The sequence below is a fragment of the Pseudomonas sp. DSV-1 genome, assembly GCF_035830915.1.
In the GTDB taxonomy this organism is placed as follows: Bacteria; Pseudomonadota; Gammaproteobacteria; order Pseudomonadales; family Pseudomonadaceae; genus Aquipseudomonas.
The window spans coordinates 1,643,184-1,660,138 of sequence record NZ_JAYMYG010000001.1 but is presented as its reverse complement, the minus strand read 5'-3'; the positions used below and the strand labels follow the sequence as shown (position 1 = coordinate 1,660,138).

15 protein-coding genes and 2 pseudogenes are annotated in these 16,955 nt (G+C 47.7%); 2 read left to right on the top strand and 15 right to left on the bottom strand.

Annotated elements, in window-relative coordinates:
* Positions 1 to 3 precede the first annotated feature (3 nt).
* Positions 4 to 702, bottom strand: a complete 699-nt coding sequence (pyrF, locus tag VSQ83_RS07860; protein ID WP_326399106.1) for an orotidine-5'-phosphate decarboxylase — start codon at positions 700 to 702, stop codon at positions 4 to 6.
* Between the two features lie 220 nt (positions 703 to 922).
* Between pyrF and VSQ83_RS07855 the strand changes: the two genes are divergently transcribed.
* Complete coding sequence (locus VSQ83_RS07855) at positions 923 to 1,090, top strand: DUF2897 family protein (RefSeq protein ID WP_019826736.1); 168 nt, start codon at positions 923 to 925, stop codon at positions 1,088 to 1,090.
* Positions 1,091 to 1,227: 137 nt separating this feature from the next.
* On the top strand, positions 1,228 to 1,791 hold the full coding sequence (locus tag VSQ83_RS07850; protein WP_133077121.1) for a TetR/AcrR family transcriptional regulator: 564 nt from the start codon (positions 1,228 to 1,230) through the stop codon (positions 1,789 to 1,791).
* 63 nt (positions 1,792 to 1,854) lie between these two features.
* Here the strand turns inward: VSQ83_RS07850 and VSQ83_RS07845 are convergent, their stop codons facing one another.
* From VSQ83_RS07845 to rfbA, 14 genes and pseudogenes are all read right to left on the bottom strand, one after another.
* A complete protein-coding gene (locus VSQ83_RS07845; protein WP_133077120.1) occupies positions 1,855 to 2,184 on the bottom strand; it encodes a ComEA family DNA-binding protein in 330 nt (109 codons plus the stop codon).
* Between the two features lie 110 nt (positions 2,185 to 2,294).
* Complete coding sequence (locus VSQ83_RS07840; protein ID WP_326425936.1) at positions 2,295 to 4,292, bottom strand: polysaccharide biosynthesis protein; 1,998 nt, start codon at positions 4,290 to 4,292, stop codon at positions 2,295 to 2,297.
* 84 nt (positions 4,293 to 4,376) lie between these two features.
* Positions 4,377 to 5,555 (bottom strand): DegT/DnrJ/EryC1/StrS family aminotransferase, encoded by a 1,179-nt coding sequence (locus VSQ83_RS07835; protein WP_133077118.1) that lies wholly within the window; start codon positions 5,553 to 5,555, stop codon positions 4,377 to 4,379.
* Positions 5,556 to 5,646: 91 nt separating this feature from the next.
* Positions 5,647 to 6,255: pseudogene (locus VSQ83_RS07830) on the bottom strand (acetyltransferase); the annotation flags it as partial.
* Positions 6,256 to 6,276: 21 nt separating this feature from the next.
* Positions 6,277 to 6,867: pseudogene (locus tag VSQ83_RS07825) on the bottom strand (sugar transferase); the annotation flags it as partial.
* A 60-nt stretch (positions 6,868 to 6,927) separates the two neighbouring features.
* Complete coding sequence (locus VSQ83_RS07820) at positions 6,928 to 8,148, bottom strand: glycosyltransferase family 4 protein (RefSeq protein WP_133077116.1); 1,221 nt, start codon at positions 8,146 to 8,148, stop codon at positions 6,928 to 6,930.
* Positions 8,149 to 8,152: 4 nt separating this feature from the next.
* A complete protein-coding gene (gene wecB, locus VSQ83_RS07815) occupies positions 8,153 to 9,283 on the bottom strand; it encodes a non-hydrolyzing UDP-N-acetylglucosamine 2-epimerase (RefSeq protein ID WP_326398245.1) in 1,131 nt (376 codons plus the stop codon).
* Positions 9,284 to 9,307: 24 nt separating this feature from the next.
* Positions 9,308 to 10,426, bottom strand: coding sequence for a UDP-2-acetamido-2,6-beta-L-arabino-hexul-4-ose reductase (gene wbjC / locus VSQ83_RS07810; protein ID WP_133077114.1), 1,119 nt, complete (start codon positions 10,424 to 10,426; stop codon positions 9,308 to 9,310).
* 3 nt (positions 10,427 to 10,429) lie between these two features.
* Positions 10,430 to 11,464: a polysaccharide biosynthesis protein gene (locus tag VSQ83_RS07805; RefSeq protein WP_133077113.1), complete on the bottom strand. Its 1,035-nt coding sequence runs from the start codon at positions 11,462 to 11,464 to the stop codon at positions 10,430 to 10,432.
* A gap of 23 nt (positions 11,465 to 11,487) precedes the next feature.
* Entirely contained in the window at positions 11,488 to 12,783 is a 1,296-nt protein-coding gene (locus tag VSQ83_RS07800; protein ID WP_326425934.1) for a hypothetical protein, read from the bottom strand.
* 19 nt (positions 12,784 to 12,802) lie between these two features.
* On the bottom strand, positions 12,803 to 13,984 hold the full coding sequence (locus tag VSQ83_RS07795) for a glycosyltransferase family 4 protein (protein ID WP_326425932.1): 1,182 nt from the start codon (positions 13,982 to 13,984) through the stop codon (positions 12,803 to 12,805).
* Positions 13,985 to 14,013: 29 nt separating this feature from the next.
* Complete coding sequence (locus tag VSQ83_RS07790; RefSeq protein WP_326425930.1) at positions 14,014 to 15,270, bottom strand: O-antigen translocase; 1,257 nt, start codon at positions 15,268 to 15,270, stop codon at positions 14,014 to 14,016.
* Between the two features lie 143 nt (positions 15,271 to 15,413).
* Positions 15,414 to 15,974, bottom strand: a complete 561-nt coding sequence (gene rfbC, locus VSQ83_RS07785) for a dTDP-4-dehydrorhamnose 3,5-epimerase (protein ID WP_133077109.1) — start codon at positions 15,972 to 15,974, stop codon at positions 15,414 to 15,416.
* Complete coding sequence (gene rfbA / locus VSQ83_RS07780) at positions 15,971 to 16,864, bottom strand: glucose-1-phosphate thymidylyltransferase RfbA (RefSeq protein WP_326425928.1); 894 nt, start codon at positions 16,862 to 16,864, stop codon at positions 15,971 to 15,973. Before rfbA ends, rfbC begins: the two co-directional genes overlap by 4 nt.
* Positions 16,865 to 16,955: the final 91 nt, after the last annotated feature.

Genomic DNA, 16,955 nt, shown 5'->3' with positions numbered 1-16,955 from the left:
GCTTTAAGCCAGTTCCGCGACCACTGCAGCCAGCGCTTTGGCTGGATCTGCCGCCTGGCTGATTGGACGGCCGATCACCAGGTAATCAGAGCCGGCATCCAGTGCCTGGCGCGGGGTCAGAATACGGCGCTGATCATCCTGAGCACTGCCGGCAGGACGGATCCCCGGGGTCACCAGCTGCAGAGTCGGGTGCGCGGCCTTCAGCGCTTGCGCCTCAAGGGCAGAACATACCAGGCCATCCATACCGGCCTTCTCGGCCAGGGCTGCAAGTCGCAACACCTGCTCTTGAGGTTCAATATCCAGGCCTATACCGGCGAGGTCTTCGCGCTCCATGCTGGTCAGTACAGTTACGCCAATCAGCAACGGCTGTGGACCGGTACGTTTGTCGAGCACTTCACGACAAGCAGCCATCATGCGCAAACCGCCAGAACAGTGCACGTTAACCATCCATACGCCCATTTCAGCAGCAGCTTTGACCGCCATTGCCGTGGTGTTGGGAATGTCGTGAAACTTGAGGTCAAGGAATACCTCGAAACCCTTGTCACGCAGAGTGCCGACAATTTCCGAAGCGCAGCTGGTGAACAGCTCTTTGCCTACCTTGACGCGGCACAACTTGGGGTCCAACTGATCAGCCAGCTTCAGTGCGGCGTCACGCGTTGGGAAATCCAGGGCGACGATAATAGGAGTCTGGCAGTCGGACATTAGCGGGTTCTCAGGCTGGTCGAAATCGGCGCGCATTGTAGCGGAACCAGCCGCCAACCGGCACCCGATGATCGTAAATTCATGATTTTAGTCATTACCGGGGTAATAACGCGCGCTACCGTATAAGCGACCTACAATGGAACTAGTACACTCCTACAGACATAAACAGTAATGCACTGCGCAATCCCTGCCCAGTGAAGTTCGAACCAAGGAGAACGCGATGCCGTGGTATGCCTGGTTAATACTTATTGTCGCCATCGGTGCCATCGTGGGTGGTCTGATGACCCTGCGTGACACTGCCAACAAAGTGGAACTCACCGATGAGCAACGTAAGCGCGTAGCCGAACGCAACGCAGAAATGGACGCCAAAGAATCCAAGGACCGGTAAACACCTGATTTGGTCAGGAGCTGAATCACAAGGAACGGGTTCCAAAGGCAAAAAGCTACACACCCTTACATGAACATCCAATGCATCGCCTTTGAGCTCAACGCTATGATGGTCCATTGCATAAAGAGACATGTGTCATGCGCTACTCACAAGATCATAAAGCCCAAACCCATCAGCGCATCGTTAAGGAAGCATCAGGCCTGTTCCGTCGAGACGGCATTGGTGCGACGGGCCTGCAGCCACTGATGAAATCCCTGGGCCTCACCCACGGCGGTTTTTATGCTCACTTCTCATCCAAAAACGACCTGGTAGAAAAAGCATTGCAGCACGCCGCTGGACAGGTTGACGGAATTTGCGCCGAACTGTTCAGCCAGCCACAACCTCTGCACGCATTCATTGATGCATATTTGTCCGAGTGGCACCTGACCTCCCCCCACGAGGGTTGCCCGTTACCAACCATGTCAGCAGAAATGGCACAACAGGGGCAGGCTAGCTCGACCACAGACTACGTGATCGATGCAAGGCTCAAACAGATCCAGGCCACACTGCAAGGGCCAGATGCAGAGGACCAAAGCATTGTCATTTTCGCGACTCTGGTCGGAGCACTGGTTCTAGCACGCGGGGCTGAGAGCACGGCGTTAAAGGACAAGATCCTCGACATAACGCGTAGCGCCTTGAAGCAATCAACGCCACACACCTGAATACGTGCGCCACAAATAAAAAAAGCCAGTCAATGACTGGCTTTCTTCGCTTAACTGCCCGGGTTACTTGACCGCAACCTTATCCCGATTCTTTTCAAAGATGGCTTTGCCTATCCCTTTGACCTCAAGCAACTCATCGGCTGACGTGAAGTCACCGTTAGCCTCGCGGTAAGCCACGATCGCCTTGGCTTTAACAGCACCAACACCAGAGAGTTCACGTTGAAGCGTCGCCTCATCCGCGGTGTTGAGATTGATCGTCACCACTTGCGCATCTGATGCAACTTGCGCAGCGACAACCGGCTCAGTTGCCTCTACCGACGGGGCAGCATGAATCACGCTCGAAAAACCCACCATCAAAGCCAAAAAAATCGAAGAGATAAAAGCGATACGCATAAGTGACACTCCATTACATCGTTAAGTGGAATACAGCTCTCCTGAGCTGTATTCCAAACGTAGGCGATGGAGGTCGAGTGTCAAAAATCAGTGCATTGCAGAGTATGTAGTCAGGAAAACTCGCTGCGACGCTGCTGATGGATCCAGTCCACGATTTCACCCTCGGGCGCATAACCACTGACGGTCTCACGCAACAACTGGCGTACCCGGACATAGTCATCCATATCAACAGCATCAAGCAGTTGAGACAAACGCTCTTTCAACTCATCCCAAGGCAACATGTCCTCGTTCGCGCACATGATCATTGGATGACGAGTTGCGACTACGTTGTCACCAATCAGCAACTCTTCGTAAAGCTTTTCGCCAGGCCGCAAGCCAGTGAACTCAATTTCTATGTCGCCATGCAGGTTTTTATCAGAGCGAACACTCAAACCGGAGAGGTGAATCATCTTTTCGGCCAACTCGACAATGCGCACAGGCTCGCCCATGTCCAGGACAAAGACATCGCCACCTTGCCCCATCGAGCCGGCCTGAATGACCAACTGCGCGGCCTCAGGGATAGTCATGAAATAGCGGGTAATCTTGGGGTGGGTCACTGTCAGCGGACCACCGGCCTTTATCTGCTTATGGAAAAGCGGAATCACAGACCCGGAAGAGCCAAGTACATTACCGAAACGAACCATAGTGAACCGGGTCTTGTTAACCCGTGACACATTAGCGGCATCGTCAAATAGCACAGGCGCAATCTCGCGACTGAGTGCCTGCAACGTCATTTCGGCCAAGCGCTTGGTGCTACCCATCACATTCGTCGGTCGCACAGCCTTGTCAGTTGAAATCAGTACAAAGTTCGCGACACCAGACTGCAGAGCCGCCTGGGCGGTATTGAGCGTACCCATGACATTATTGAGTACACCTTCGGCGATATTGTGCTCAACCATGGGCACATGCTTATAAGCCGCTGCGTGATAGACCGTATCGACATGCCAGGTCTTCATCACATCCAGTAATTTATGGGGGTTACGCACCGAACCCAAAATCGGTAGCACCTTCACCGAAAGGGACTCGCGACCAACCCGCTGCTCCAGCTCGCCATAAATACTGTAAAGATTAAATTCGCTATGCTCGTACAGCAACAAAGTAGTCGGTCTAAGAGCCAGAATCTGGCGACATAACTCCGAGCCGATGGAACCACCTGCCCCCGTCACCAGGACACACTGACCTTTAATGCAGTGTTCCAGCAGCTCACCCTGGGCCGGAACCGGATCACGCCCCAGCAAATCGGCTATGTCGACTTCCTGAATGTCATCAACCTTGACCCGGCCACTGGCCAGATCCATAAAGCCAGGAACACTGCGAACATGGAGCGGAAAGCCCTCAAGCAAACTCAGGATCTCACGACGCCGACCGCGGGACGATGAAGGAACCGCCAACAGCACTTCCTGGGCTCCCGTACGATCAATCATCAGCTGAATGTGCTTGGGTTTGAATACCTGCAAGCCGGAGATGATGCGATCAGCAATCCCCTCATCATCATCTATGAACGCCACAGGCCGCATGGCCCGCCCCATTCTCAAGGCAGCAACCAGCTGATTACCTGCTGCACCGGCACCGTAAATGGCTACGCGCGTCAGGCCATCATCACGACTGGCGAAAGGCACATGTTGAGCAGCCGAGAACCAGTCACCCAAAAAGTACTGACGCATAGCCAGGCGCAAACCACCGAGCATTACCAGGCTCAGCCACCAATAATTAAATATGATCGAGCGCGGGACGGCATTGGCGGGAGTGCTGTACCAGTACATCACAACAGCCAAGACCAACGAAGAAAGGCTGACGGCCTTGATAATTGCGATCAAGGCATCGTTGCCAAAATATCGCATCACGGCGCGATACATGCCGAAGCGAATAAAAAAGGGGATGGAAACTATTGGTGCAACTACAAATACCCAAAAGTGCAATTTGACCGGATTGATCATCTCGTCGATGCCAAGACGCACAACGAACGCAAGCCACAAAGCAAGCCAAACGAGGACCACATCTGCTGTGACTTGAATAATGCGTTTCTGTCGCCGCGAAAGGCTGAGTAAGTAAGCTCGAACTTTATCCATAAATCCCATGACACCTTTGCTGCTCTAAAAAACCATCAGCACTTTGCGGCCCGGTACTCCGAACCAACACCGCAAGGTTACACCTCACACCAACGAAGCTAGCTGAACAACCTCGCTGATCACTTTGCAGGTCAACGCGATTTCTTGCGCGGTCAATGTTGGATGAACCATGAACATCATACTCGTCTCACCCAGTTCTCTCGCATTAACCAGACGCTGCACGGGACGCCAGTCAGTATTGTCGAAAGCTTTTTCCAGATAAACCTCTGAGCATGAGCCAGCAAAAGCTGGTACTCCCCGCGCGGAAATTTCATTGAGAATCCGGTCTCGGGACCAATCAGACTTGAGGCAATCAGGACGAACAAATACATAACATTTATAGGCTGCGTGCACCGCATCGTCAGGCAACACGGGAACGCGAAGTGCCGGGAGCTGCCGGGCAGCTTTCCAGATGGACTGGGCATTATTCAGGCGAGCGCGGTGCCAGTCCTGCATGCGACGCAACTGAATCCGTCCGATGACAGCCTGAACTTCAAGCATCCGCCAATTGGTACCGAAACTTTCATGCAGCCAGCGAAATCCTGGAGCGTGCTCACGCTCGTAGACGGCTTCCCAGCTCTTGCCATGGTCTTTATAAGCCCACATGTCAGCCCAAAGCTGACGATCATTGGTGGTGACCATGCCGCCCTCGCCTCCAGTGGTCATAATCTTGTCCTGACAGAATGACCAGGCACCAATATGGCCAATAGAACCGACCGGACGACCTTTATAGTGAGCACCGTGAGCCTGGGCACAATCCTCGATCACTTTCAGGCCATACTCGTTAGCCAAGGCCATGATCGGATCCATATCACATGGCCATCCCGCCAAATGAACACAGATCAAAGCTTTAGTGCGAGGAGTCAAAACCGCCTGGATGGTTTGCGCTGAAAAGTTCTGCGAGTCCAGATCAACGTCAGCAAAAACAGGGATCGCTCCAGCATTGACAATGCTCGAAACCGACGCCAGGAAAGTACGTGACGTTACGATAACCTCATCCCCGGCGCCAATTCCGAGTGCTTTCAACGCCAGATCAAGGGCCACGGTGCCATTAGCCAGGGCAACGGCATAGTCAGTGCCCGACCACTCGGCGAACTCTTTTTCAAAAGATCGCGTTTCCTGACCTGTCCAGTAGTTGACCTTGTTTGACAAGATGACATCACGTGCGGCATCGGCTTCTTCTTCCGTGAAAGAAGGCCAAGGAGAAAATGGGGTATTCAACACAATTCAGTTCCCATAATTTGAATATTGCGAAAGTCAGCCCGAGCACGTCCGGGATGACATAAGCCTGATAAAAAAGAACACATCCAGGCGATTATTGTTTAGACAAAGCTTTGGCAGGAACACCAACAACGGTCAGACCATCGGCAATATTATTAATCACTACGGCGCCGGCACCCACCGTGACCTTGGCACCGATCCTGATTTCTTGTCTGACGCAGGCACCAATTCCAATCCAGCTCATATGTCCAACCTGGACAGCCCCCGCAATTCTCGCGCCAGGGCTTACATGAACACAGTCATCCAAAACACAATCATGATCAATACTGCAGGCCGTGCTCAGAATGACTCCATCGCCAATCTTAACACCGGCATTAACAACAACCCCTGCAAAAGCCACGACCCCCTCCCCAAGAGTAGCGTATCGACTGATCGTTGCCGATGGATGGACCAAAGAGTTACAAACAATACCGCTCTTGCTGAGTTCATCCATTTTTAAACGTCGAACTTGATTATTACCGATAGCAACGATGACGCCGTCAAATTCCTTGAAGCGTGCCAAGAGCGTTTGAGTATCGCCGACAACCGGCCAATGGCCCGAAAATTTAGTCGAAGGCCAGCAGTCATCAAAAAACTCTATATCTGTCCAGCCGCAGCATTCGGCTGTATCGGCAACCACTCTCGAGTGACCTCCAGCCCCTAGAATTGCGAATTTTACTGGAGGCTTTTCACCCAAAAATTTTGACATGGTTACCTCCCCCTCAGCGCTAATACCTTCACGCACAAACACTTTTTTGAGAGTCAAGGCAATGATCTTGCAATCCAACCAAAATGACCGGTTTTCAACATACCAGATGTCGTATTGGAACTTCTGCTCCCAGCTTATGGCATTACGGCCATTAACTTGTGCCCAGCCAGTAATACCCGGCTTCACATCATGACGTCGTGCCTGTTCAGGACTATAAAGCGGGAGGTACTCAACCAATAAAGGCCTGGGCCCCACCAGACTCATATCACCTTTCAATACGTTCCAGAGCCCTGGCAACTCATCAAGACTGCTGGAACGTAAAAAACTGCCCAACCTTGTCATTCGATCGCTATCAGGCAGCGGGTTTCCTGAATGATCAAATGCATCCCGCATGGTTCTGAACTTAATCATTTCGAACAGTTTGCCATGCATACCTGGACGTACCTGACGAAAAAGAACCGGGGATCCAAGATTCCGCCTGACTAACCAGGTAACCAACAGCAGGACGGGGGACAATAAAATCAATGCAACCAAAGAAACAACAACGTCAAATAAACGCTTAACCATAAACCTCACCTGCACCCTGTCCAACTCTCAGCCATCAATATGACGATCAAGAACAATGTTCTATTTTTTCGCAAGAAGGTTAAAAGCCCTCGAAAATTTCAAGATCCCTTGATCAAGCGATAAGTGTTTGCGATAAAAATCACGCCCTTGTTTAGACATCAGCGCGAGTTCTTCAGCAGTGGAATCCAACAGCTTTTCCACACCCGAGACAAGTGAGTCTACATTTTCGGACTCGACAACCACTCCACAGCCACTCTCCCTCACAAGATCAGCAGCATCACCATCGACAGCCATTAATAATGGTCTGCCAACCGCCATGTAAGCTTGCGTTTTGGAAGGGATCGTGATTTTGAACAACGGATCTTTTTTAAGGTGCACCAAGAGGGCATCTGCAGCTTTCAGATACCCTCCGACTTCAGCCATGGGAACAGCAGGTAAGAAGGTAACGTTTTTGAGTGACTTTTCAACAGCCATTCGTTTTAGTGCGTCAACTTCAATCCCCCCACCGAGAAATATGAATTCAACTGGCCTGTTACGTGATTGCAAGGTGTACGCCGCATCCAAAACAACATCCAATGCTTGAGCTTTGCCCATATTCCCAGCAAAGAGGATGCGGAAATTTGAGTGATCAGAAAAAGAATAATTGGGCTCGGCACTCGTGGTGATTTGTTCTTCAGCACACCAATTATAAATAACTTCAATCTTCTCTTCCGGAACTCCCCGTTGAATTAATGTTTTTTTAAACCCTGGAGAAAGCACAACCAGCTTATCGACATGCCCATACACCCAATCACAAACTCGAGACACAACACCTAGCAGTTTCTCATTGGAAAACATGCCGGTGGCCTTGAGTGTATCCGGCCACATGTCCTGAATATCGTACAGTACAGGCACACGTCTAAAGAAACGGATAATCGAGGCCGCGATACCCACTGTCAACGGTGGATGGTACGCATAAATAACACTAGGCCGTTTCGCGAAGAAAACACCATAAAAAAGACTGGCTGCCGCGAAACTCACATAATTAGCAACTCGACCTACCCCGCTTTGCCCATGGCTGGGATATAAAGGAAGCCTGGTTACTTTAACGCCGTCAATAATTTCCTTTTGAAACAATTTAAGCTTAAATCCTGGGTATATTTTGCCACCTGGGTAATTAGGAAATCCCGTTACCACCTCGACTTCAAACCCTTGTTTGACCAACGCCCTTGCAAACACAAGCCCTTTGAATGTGGGTTCGGGATCAAACCATTGAGTCAACAGTAAAACACGGACTCCCATTAACTTAATACCTTTTCCAGACCACACGCATGACATAGTCGCGATAGCTGTGAATGATACGAACAATTTTGTCGGCGACATTTGGCATGCTGTAATCCTCTACCAGGCGAAACGACCGATCCGCGCCACGCTGCTGGCTGTCCAGCAACTCCAGTGCTTGCATCACTCGCTCAACCTCCAAGCCCACCATCATGACTGCGGCTTCTTCCATACCCTCTGGGCGCTCATGAGCTTCACGCAAGTTCAGCGCCGGAAAATTGAGAATTGATGACTCTTCATTAATAGTGCCGCTGTCGGACAAAGCCGCTTTCGAGTCAAGTTGCAGTTTGTTGTAGTCTTTGAAACCCAACGGTTTAAGCAAACGCACATTTTCGTGAAATGTAACGCCCATGGCATCAACACGTTTTTGCGTCCGTGGATGAGTTGACACAATCACCGGATACCCATAATGCTCGGCAACTGTGTTCAAGACATCAACCAGCTTCAAAAAATTTTTATCGGAGTCGATATTTTCTTCGCGGTGCGCACTGACAACAAAAAATTTGCCTGCCTCAAGTCCCAATCGTTTAAGTACGTCAGAGGCATCGATACCTGAACGATAGTAGTTGAGCACTTCGAACATTGGACTTCCGGTCTTTATTACCATATCTGGCGACAGACCTTCACGGAGCAAATAGTCACGTGCAATCGTGCTGTAGGTCAGGTTGATATCTGCCGTGTGATCGACTATGCGGCGATTGATTTCTTCAGGGACGCGCATATCGAAACAACGATTACCCGCTTCCATATGGAACGTAGGAATTTTGCGACGCTTTGCTGGAATCACAGCCATACAACTATTGGTATCGCCCAAAACGAGTAATGCTTCAGGCTCTACTTCAGCAAGAACACGATCAACGGCAATGATGACATTCCCGATAGTTTCGGCACCTGTACTACCTGCTGCGTTTAAAAAATAATCTGGCTTACGGATGCCGAGGTCATCAAAAAAAATCTGATTGAGTTCATAATCGTAGTTTTGACCTGTATGAACCAGTATGTGTTCACAGCTCGCGTCCAATGCAGCCATCACCCTTGACAAGCGTATAATTTCAGGACGTGTACCGACAACAGTAACTACTTTCAATTTTTTCATGACAGACTCTGATTAAAATATAAATTAGGCTTTGATACCAACAGGCATTGTGTAGGTATCAGGGTGCTCACGATCAAATATTTCATTAGCCCAAAGCATGACCATCATTTCATCGCTGCCAATATTGGTGATATCGTGGGTCCAGCCAGGAACAGTTTCAACAATTTCTGGCTTCTCACCCGAAGTGAACAACTCGTAAAACTCGCCTGATACAACATGCCGAAAACGAAAACAGGCATTACCCTTGATGACCAAAAACTTCTCAGTCTTTGAGTGATGGTAATGTCCGCCTCGCGTGATCCCTGGGTGAGCCGTAAAATAAGAAAATTGACCCGCGTCACGGGTCTTCAGCATTTCAACGAATACGCCACGAGCATCCCCATATTTTGGAACCTCATAGGTAAATCGTTCAGGAGGTATATAGCTGAGATACGTGGAATAAAGTGCGCGTGTCAGCCCTGTCCCTACCGCCTCCGTTATCAAGTTATGGCGGCTATCGCGAAATGCAGCGAGCTGCTCTGCCAACTGCCCGACCGTTACCGAATAAGTAGGTTCGACCGCGACAAACGGAGTGACCTGCACTGCCCCATCCATAACGGAAATGAAATGAGCAATGACATCATCAATATAGACCAGTGTAATAACCGCATCAGGATTATTGATCTGAATGGGTTGATTGCGCGCTATATTATGGCAAAAAGTGGCTACCGCAGAATTGTAATTCGGTCGAGCCCACTTGCCGAACACATTAGGCAAGCGAAATAGATACACTGGTATATTCCGCTTAGCGGAAAAATCCATAAGCGCTTTTTCAGCCGCCAACTTACTTATGCCGTAGTCATTCTGTAATACGGCCTGACTTGAAGAAGTATATAGAACGGGTATCTTCCTGCCGCTTGCAACGATTCCATCACACACGGCCTGTGTAAGGTCCACATTGCCAGATGTATAATCTTTTGGATTTTCAGGTCGGTTAACACCTGCAAGATGAAACACAAAATCCGCTTGCAAGAGCATTTCCTGCAGTGACAACAAACTGTCCTCACGAGAGAATCGCAAAATCTCTATATCCTTGCGTTCGCGCAGCTGGACATATAAATTTTGTGCAACAAAACCATTCGCCCCTGTGATAAGAACTTTCACGGCTTACTCCTCAGGCGTGACGTGTTCGCCACGCTGGATGGCCTGCATGAATGATAGCTTTAAAAGCAACCGCTGCATGCCATCCACATCAAGTCGTTCGGTATTGTGAGAGTTGTAATCTTCCATTCTGGATATTTTTTCTTCGCCTTGCTCAACATATTTGCTGTAGTTCAGGTCACGCAAATCTGGCGGCACTCGGAAGTACTGTCCACGGTCTTCAGCGCACGCCATTTCCTCTCGACTCAGAAGCGCTTCAAATAATTTTTCACCATGGCGAGTGCCAATGACCTGTATAGGATGCTCTGGCAAGCCCATCATAGTAACCAAAGCACGAGCCAAGATTTCTACCGTTGCTGCCGGTGCCTTCTGAACAAACAAGTCACCGTTGTTACCGTGCTCGAATGCGTACAAAACAAGATCAACTGCATCCGCCAAAGTCATCATGAAGCGGGTCATGTTCGGATCGGTAATTGACAGTGGCTTTCCCGCTCGAACTTGTTCAATAAAGAGCGGAATGACTGAACCTCGGGAGGCCATGACATTCCCGTAGCGCGTACCACAAATGACCGTTTTGCTTTCATCGACATTTCGTGACTTGGCAACCATCACTTTTTCCATCATAGCCTTGGAAATACCCATGGCATTGATGGGATACACCGCTTTATCCGTGCTAAGACAAACTACACGCTTAACTTCATTCTGGATGGCAGCTTCCAGCACATTGTCAGTGCCTATGACGTTTGTCTTGACTGCCTCCATCGGATGAAACTCGCATGATGGTACTTGTTTCAGTGCCGCAGCATGGAATATATAATCAACTCCCCGGGTAGCATTAAGCACACTTTGATAATCGCGAACATCGCCAATATAAAATTTTAACTTGGCATTATTATAATGCTTGCGCATATCATCTTGTTTTTTTTCATCACGGCTGAAAATCCGGATTTCTCTAATATCGGTAGATAAAAACTTTTTAAGTACCGCATTTCCAAAAGATCCCGTACCGCCTGTAATTAGAAGCGTTCTACCTTTAAACATAATGACCTCACTTGCAAAAATTGTTAATTTTCTATGCCTTTATTCTTGGACGTAAACAACCAGATAAAGAACCAAAACAAAAACGCATAATATGAATCCAGCGCTTGTGTTAATTGGTTATTTGCCGGCATATAAAAAACAGCCAAGGACAGAAATAAAAAAACCAAAGTACCGACATCGCTGTTGTATACAACAGCACTCTTCCAAGAACTACCCCAGAAAAACCCGAAGACAACCATTAATACAGGAATCGAAGGAAAGCCAACATCGTTGGCAATCCATGGAAACATGCTCGACCACTGAGCTTTGTCATTCCAACCAGCCTGACTAACCTTGTAAAGATAACTTCTCTTATATATCGAGTCATCAAAGTATTTTGTGTACGCACTCATAATAAAAGATGAGTGCCCCAAGCCATACGTTGAAGTAAAATCTTCCTTAAGCGCTAGGGAAAGACCATAGTAACCCTGAGAAACATAAGCTGTAAGCATTTCGAAAGCGAATGCACTTCCTTTAAAAAGCTCTGTTTCTCTCGCGTCGCGTTCTGAACAAACAACACCTTTCGCAATACAAAAGCTTTCTGCCCCTCCCATCCTTGACTCCTTACGCTCGATAAAGAGCGTAAGCGTAAAGATAAAAACTGCACTTAATAAGAACAAGATAGCGACAACGCGAGAAATCTTGAATGGAAATCGGCCATATTTAACGGCTAGTCGAGCGACAACAACAATCGACGCCATCATCACATAAACCAACAAGTCCCCCGTCTCGCGGTCTGTTCCACGCATAAGCGAAAAAACGAGAATGGCACCAATATGAGTAATCAGTAACAGAACATCTAGCTTTTGGAGTTCTTTCCATTTCAAAATTGCAAAGGGAATTACGCAAAACACAAAAGGGGCAAAAATAGCCTTCACTATCGCCAGATAGCCTCTAATACCTGATTCATCAGCTTCAAGTGCCACCAACATATCTTCATAAGCAAGCCCTTGATTTTTCAAAACACTGAAGATTTCCCAAGGCCATTTCCCCGTGTATACCCATGTTGCCGGGAAAACCAATACAATACTGGCAATAGCACCAACTCGATAAAAAGTCCTCCAGGAACTCAATTCTCTGCCTGAACCTTTCTTTACTACACCGATAAAAAAACCAAGACCAATAGCAAAAAAACTAACAATCAAAAAAACTAACAGCACACTTCCGTTGTCCACTGGCCAGTCAAATACGCCTTCAAAAAAAAGAGCTACGGTCAAGAACAAATACCCTAATCCGCAAATCAAAGGCAAATACTGAATCCTTTCAAAGTTAATCTGCATTCAACACCCACTATGCCAATTATTTTGCAGAAATAACTTTTAAAGCATTTGATACAACACTATCGACTTCAAAATTCTCCCTAAAGCAGATTGGACCTTGGGCCTTCATCGCCGCCATACGTGCTGGATCTTTCAGCAACTCATCAATTACACGCAAAAGTTCTTCAGGTTTACCCGCCTCGGTGTAAACACCTACACCCAGTGCGGCAATATGTTCGCCATAGTCTGTTGTTTTTTCCACTGAAGCGACTATTGGAAGTCCAACTCTCAAGTAATCGATAGTTTTTGATGGGTAGCTCGGCACATCGACATCCCGCACGGTACACACCAGGGACAAGTCGCAAGTCGCAATAATTTCTAGATATTCTTGGCGTGGCACATGTGCGAGTCTTACCACGTTGGAATTTTCTTGGGAAATATAATCATCCACCAGGCACTCTAATAACCCACTGCCTATAATCAAGAAAGTAGCTGGGCAGGATTGAATTTTTGCCAGCCTGGCAGTTTCCAAAATATCTTCGATACCTCTTCCTTGCACTAACTGTCCACCAAAAACAATAATCGGTTGGTCATTGGGAAGCCCGTATTTCTCTCGCACCAAAGAACGATCACTTTTAGGTAATTGACTAGCAGCGCCCCAAATAGGCAGCGTAAAAACCGTCTGTTCTTGACGAATAGGATAGTGTGATCGCAAATAGGAAATGTTAGCGGGAGACATACATCCTATATATTTGAAGCGACTAACAAGGAAACCTTCCACTTTCCTTGCCACATTAAATATCAAACCGGACGGCATCATGCCAATCTGGCGTTGATGATAAGGAAAAAAGTCCCACTGAATAAGCAAGGACTTTTTCTTCATCAGCCCTGCCAACCAAATGGCAGGAAGCGACATAGTTACTAATGGTGAGAAGCATATAACTAAATCATAGCTATTTTTCTTTTCTAACTTAGAAACCAGTAAGGAGGCTACGCAAGATGACCCCCCCCACTTAAACAGCTTGGACAGTAGAGGAAATCGAGAAAATACAGCCACCGGTTTCTCGATAAATACTTCAGTGCCCGACGACGTGATATAAAACGTGCTTTTTTTGCTACCAAGACTCCCCGACCAGTCCAGACAAACCACTGATACTTTATTGCCAGCACGCTGCAATGATCCGGCTAGCTCGTTAGTCAGCCAAGGATCATTTTCATCCATGGAAAATTTCGTGCACAACAATAAAATATTCACTGGGCCTCTCTTCTGAGTTCAAACCAAAAAATCACAGACATAATCACTGCAAGTAAACCATAGGTGGCCACATGAGCATAAGCAGGCGCCATAGCCGCAAACTGACCGATAAAACAATAAAAAATAACGACTAAAAGAAGCCCCTGAAGCAACTCAAAAAGTATCGAAATTTTTATTATTCCCCGCGCCATGAGAGCATAGGAAATCCCCGCAGCAACGGTCCTGAATATATCGCCTGCCATTTGCGGAATGAAATAATCCGACATACCCAAAAACTCGCCAGAAAAAACCAACCTAATAACAATGTCCTTTATGAAATAAAGTACAAAAAACCCGGCCATCAAGGCGATAACAAGCCAAAATACAATACTTGCTACTTCTTTCCCCGACTCTCTGTCCGTTTTCGCGGCAGCACAGCGAGGTAACGCATAGTTTGCAAGGACAACACCCACAAACTGCATATATACATCGGATAACTTTACAACACCCTGCCACAGCCCCACCTGCGACCATCCAAATTGCTGCGCCATAACATCACGAATAATGATTTGGGCGAGAGGTATTGACAGCGCCCCAACAAAAGTCACAACTGAAAATGATAACAACCACTTTACTTTGTACGACTCTAACGAGCACTTTAGATATTGAAACACATCCACTCGCTTGAAGAAGAGCGCCAGCGCCACGAGCCCCAAAAAAGAAGGCATAATTGCTATTGAATAAGCAGCCCCAGGAAACCCAAAGTAGGTAACCGCAAAATAAAGTACCGTTACCCCGATGACAGTTCCTACTATATTCACCTTCGCATAAAATCCCGTTTCACCACGACTACTGGCTTCAGATTGCGCAAGATTTCCATAACCAACAACAACTTGGCCAATGGCCAAAAAAACGAAAATGGCAGCAAAACCACCCAGCATTAATCGATCAAGGAAAAATTCAGACAGCACCACAAGACCGATAGCTACTAGAAGTGCAGCAATGGTGGATATTGTGAACGCCGTTGCAAACCAGGAGGCCCCTTCAACTGTTGTTATCGGCGTTTTCGCCAAGGCCTTGGTCAAGCCGTTAGCCACGCCTCCACCCGCGAACATACTTGTAATTGCAACAAGCGTCATCAACTGGCTTAACTGACCGAACCCATCAGGTCCAAGCTGTACAGCAAGGAGTTTTATAACAATCAAACCTGCGACAGTCTTGATGAGCGTTGCCGACGCAAAATGAATACCAGCTCTCAGCTTTGTCAAAGGCACTCCCGGTCAAACATTCCAAACCACAAAAAACTGAGTTGTATTTATTAACCAGCAAGCTATTGTCGAGCCCGCACAAATACAAACGAACCGCTTCCGTTGCCGCCTAATATCTGGCCGGAAGCCTATTCAACTCACGAGTACTATTAACCCCCATTACTCACAAGATACTTTTGGGCCTCTTGATCCTTTTGATTAATAATAAAACTCTCCATAAAAGGCCAATTTATTTTAAAAGCCTCATCATCCCATCGCAACGAACGCTCTGAACCCGGATTATAATAATCAGTTGTCTTATATAATAAATGCGTTTCATCTTCCAACGCCAAGAAACCATGTGCAAAGCCTTCAGGAATCCACAACATTTTCTTGTTACAGCTACTTAACTCAACACCGACCCATTCTAGATATGTTGATGAAGTTTCACGAATATCAACGGCAACATCAAACACTGAACCTTGCACAACTCGCACAAGCTTCCCTTGGGCATATGGGGCAGTTTGATAATGCAATCCCCTGAGGACACCTTTTTTTGAGCATGATTGATTGTCTTGTACAAACGATTTGGGGGCGGGAATATTCAGAGACCTCAAGCTTTCAAAAAAGTCTCTTTCGTTGAAGGTTTCCATAAACCAGCCCCGCGAATCCTTAAATACAACTGGCTCTATGACCAGCACATCCGGAATATTGGTTCTCGTAATTTTCATTTCTGTTTAGCTTCCAAGAGCATATTCAACAGATACTGCCCATACCCTGTCTTTTCGAGTCTTTTCCCCTGTATTTCCAACATCTCAGGGGTTATCCACTCCTTATTAAAAGCAATCTCCTCTAGGCAAGCTACTTTCAAACCCTGACGCTGCTCGATGGTGTGCACAAAATGACTGGCCTCCAGCAGAGACTCATGAGTACCGGTATCCAGCCATGCAAAACCACGTCCCAGTATTTCAACCGTCAGCGTGTTTTGCTCAAGATAAGCGCGATTGACATCGGTGATTTCAAGCTCACCTCGCGAAGATGGCTTGATATTTTTTGCAATTTCAACAACCTGATTGTCGTAGAAATATAACCCCGTCACGGCGTAGTTTGATTTTGGCTTCGCAGGCTTTTCTTCAATGCTTAACGCACGGCCGGTGCCATCAAACTCAACGACACCAAAACGCTCCGGGTCCGACACATGGTAGCCAAATACCGTGGCGCCCTTTTCTTGGGACATGGCCGCACGCAGGTTCCCAGAAAAATTCTGACCATAAAAAATATTGTCACCGAGGATCAGGCAGACCGGGGCTTTACCAATAAACTCTTCACCAATGATAAAGGCTTGCGCCAATCCATCGGGACTCGGCTGTTCCGCGTAGCTCAACTCAATACCGTACTGACTACCGTCACCCAGCAATTTCTTGAAGCACGGCAAGTCTTCGGGTGTTGAGATAATCAGAATTTCTTGCATGCCCGCCAGCATCAGTACTGACAGCGGATAGAAGATCATTGGTTTGTCGTAGATCGGCAGCATCTGCTTTGACACACCCAACGTAAGTGGATGCAGGCGCGTACCTGAACCGCCAGCGAGGATGATGCCTTTACGTTTGAGGGAGGTCATGGTTAAAGCACTTCCTTAACTTGTAGGGTGCATCGCCTGTAACTTGGATAGGCGATGACTGAATTCTGTCTGAAACAAACACGCTACCGCC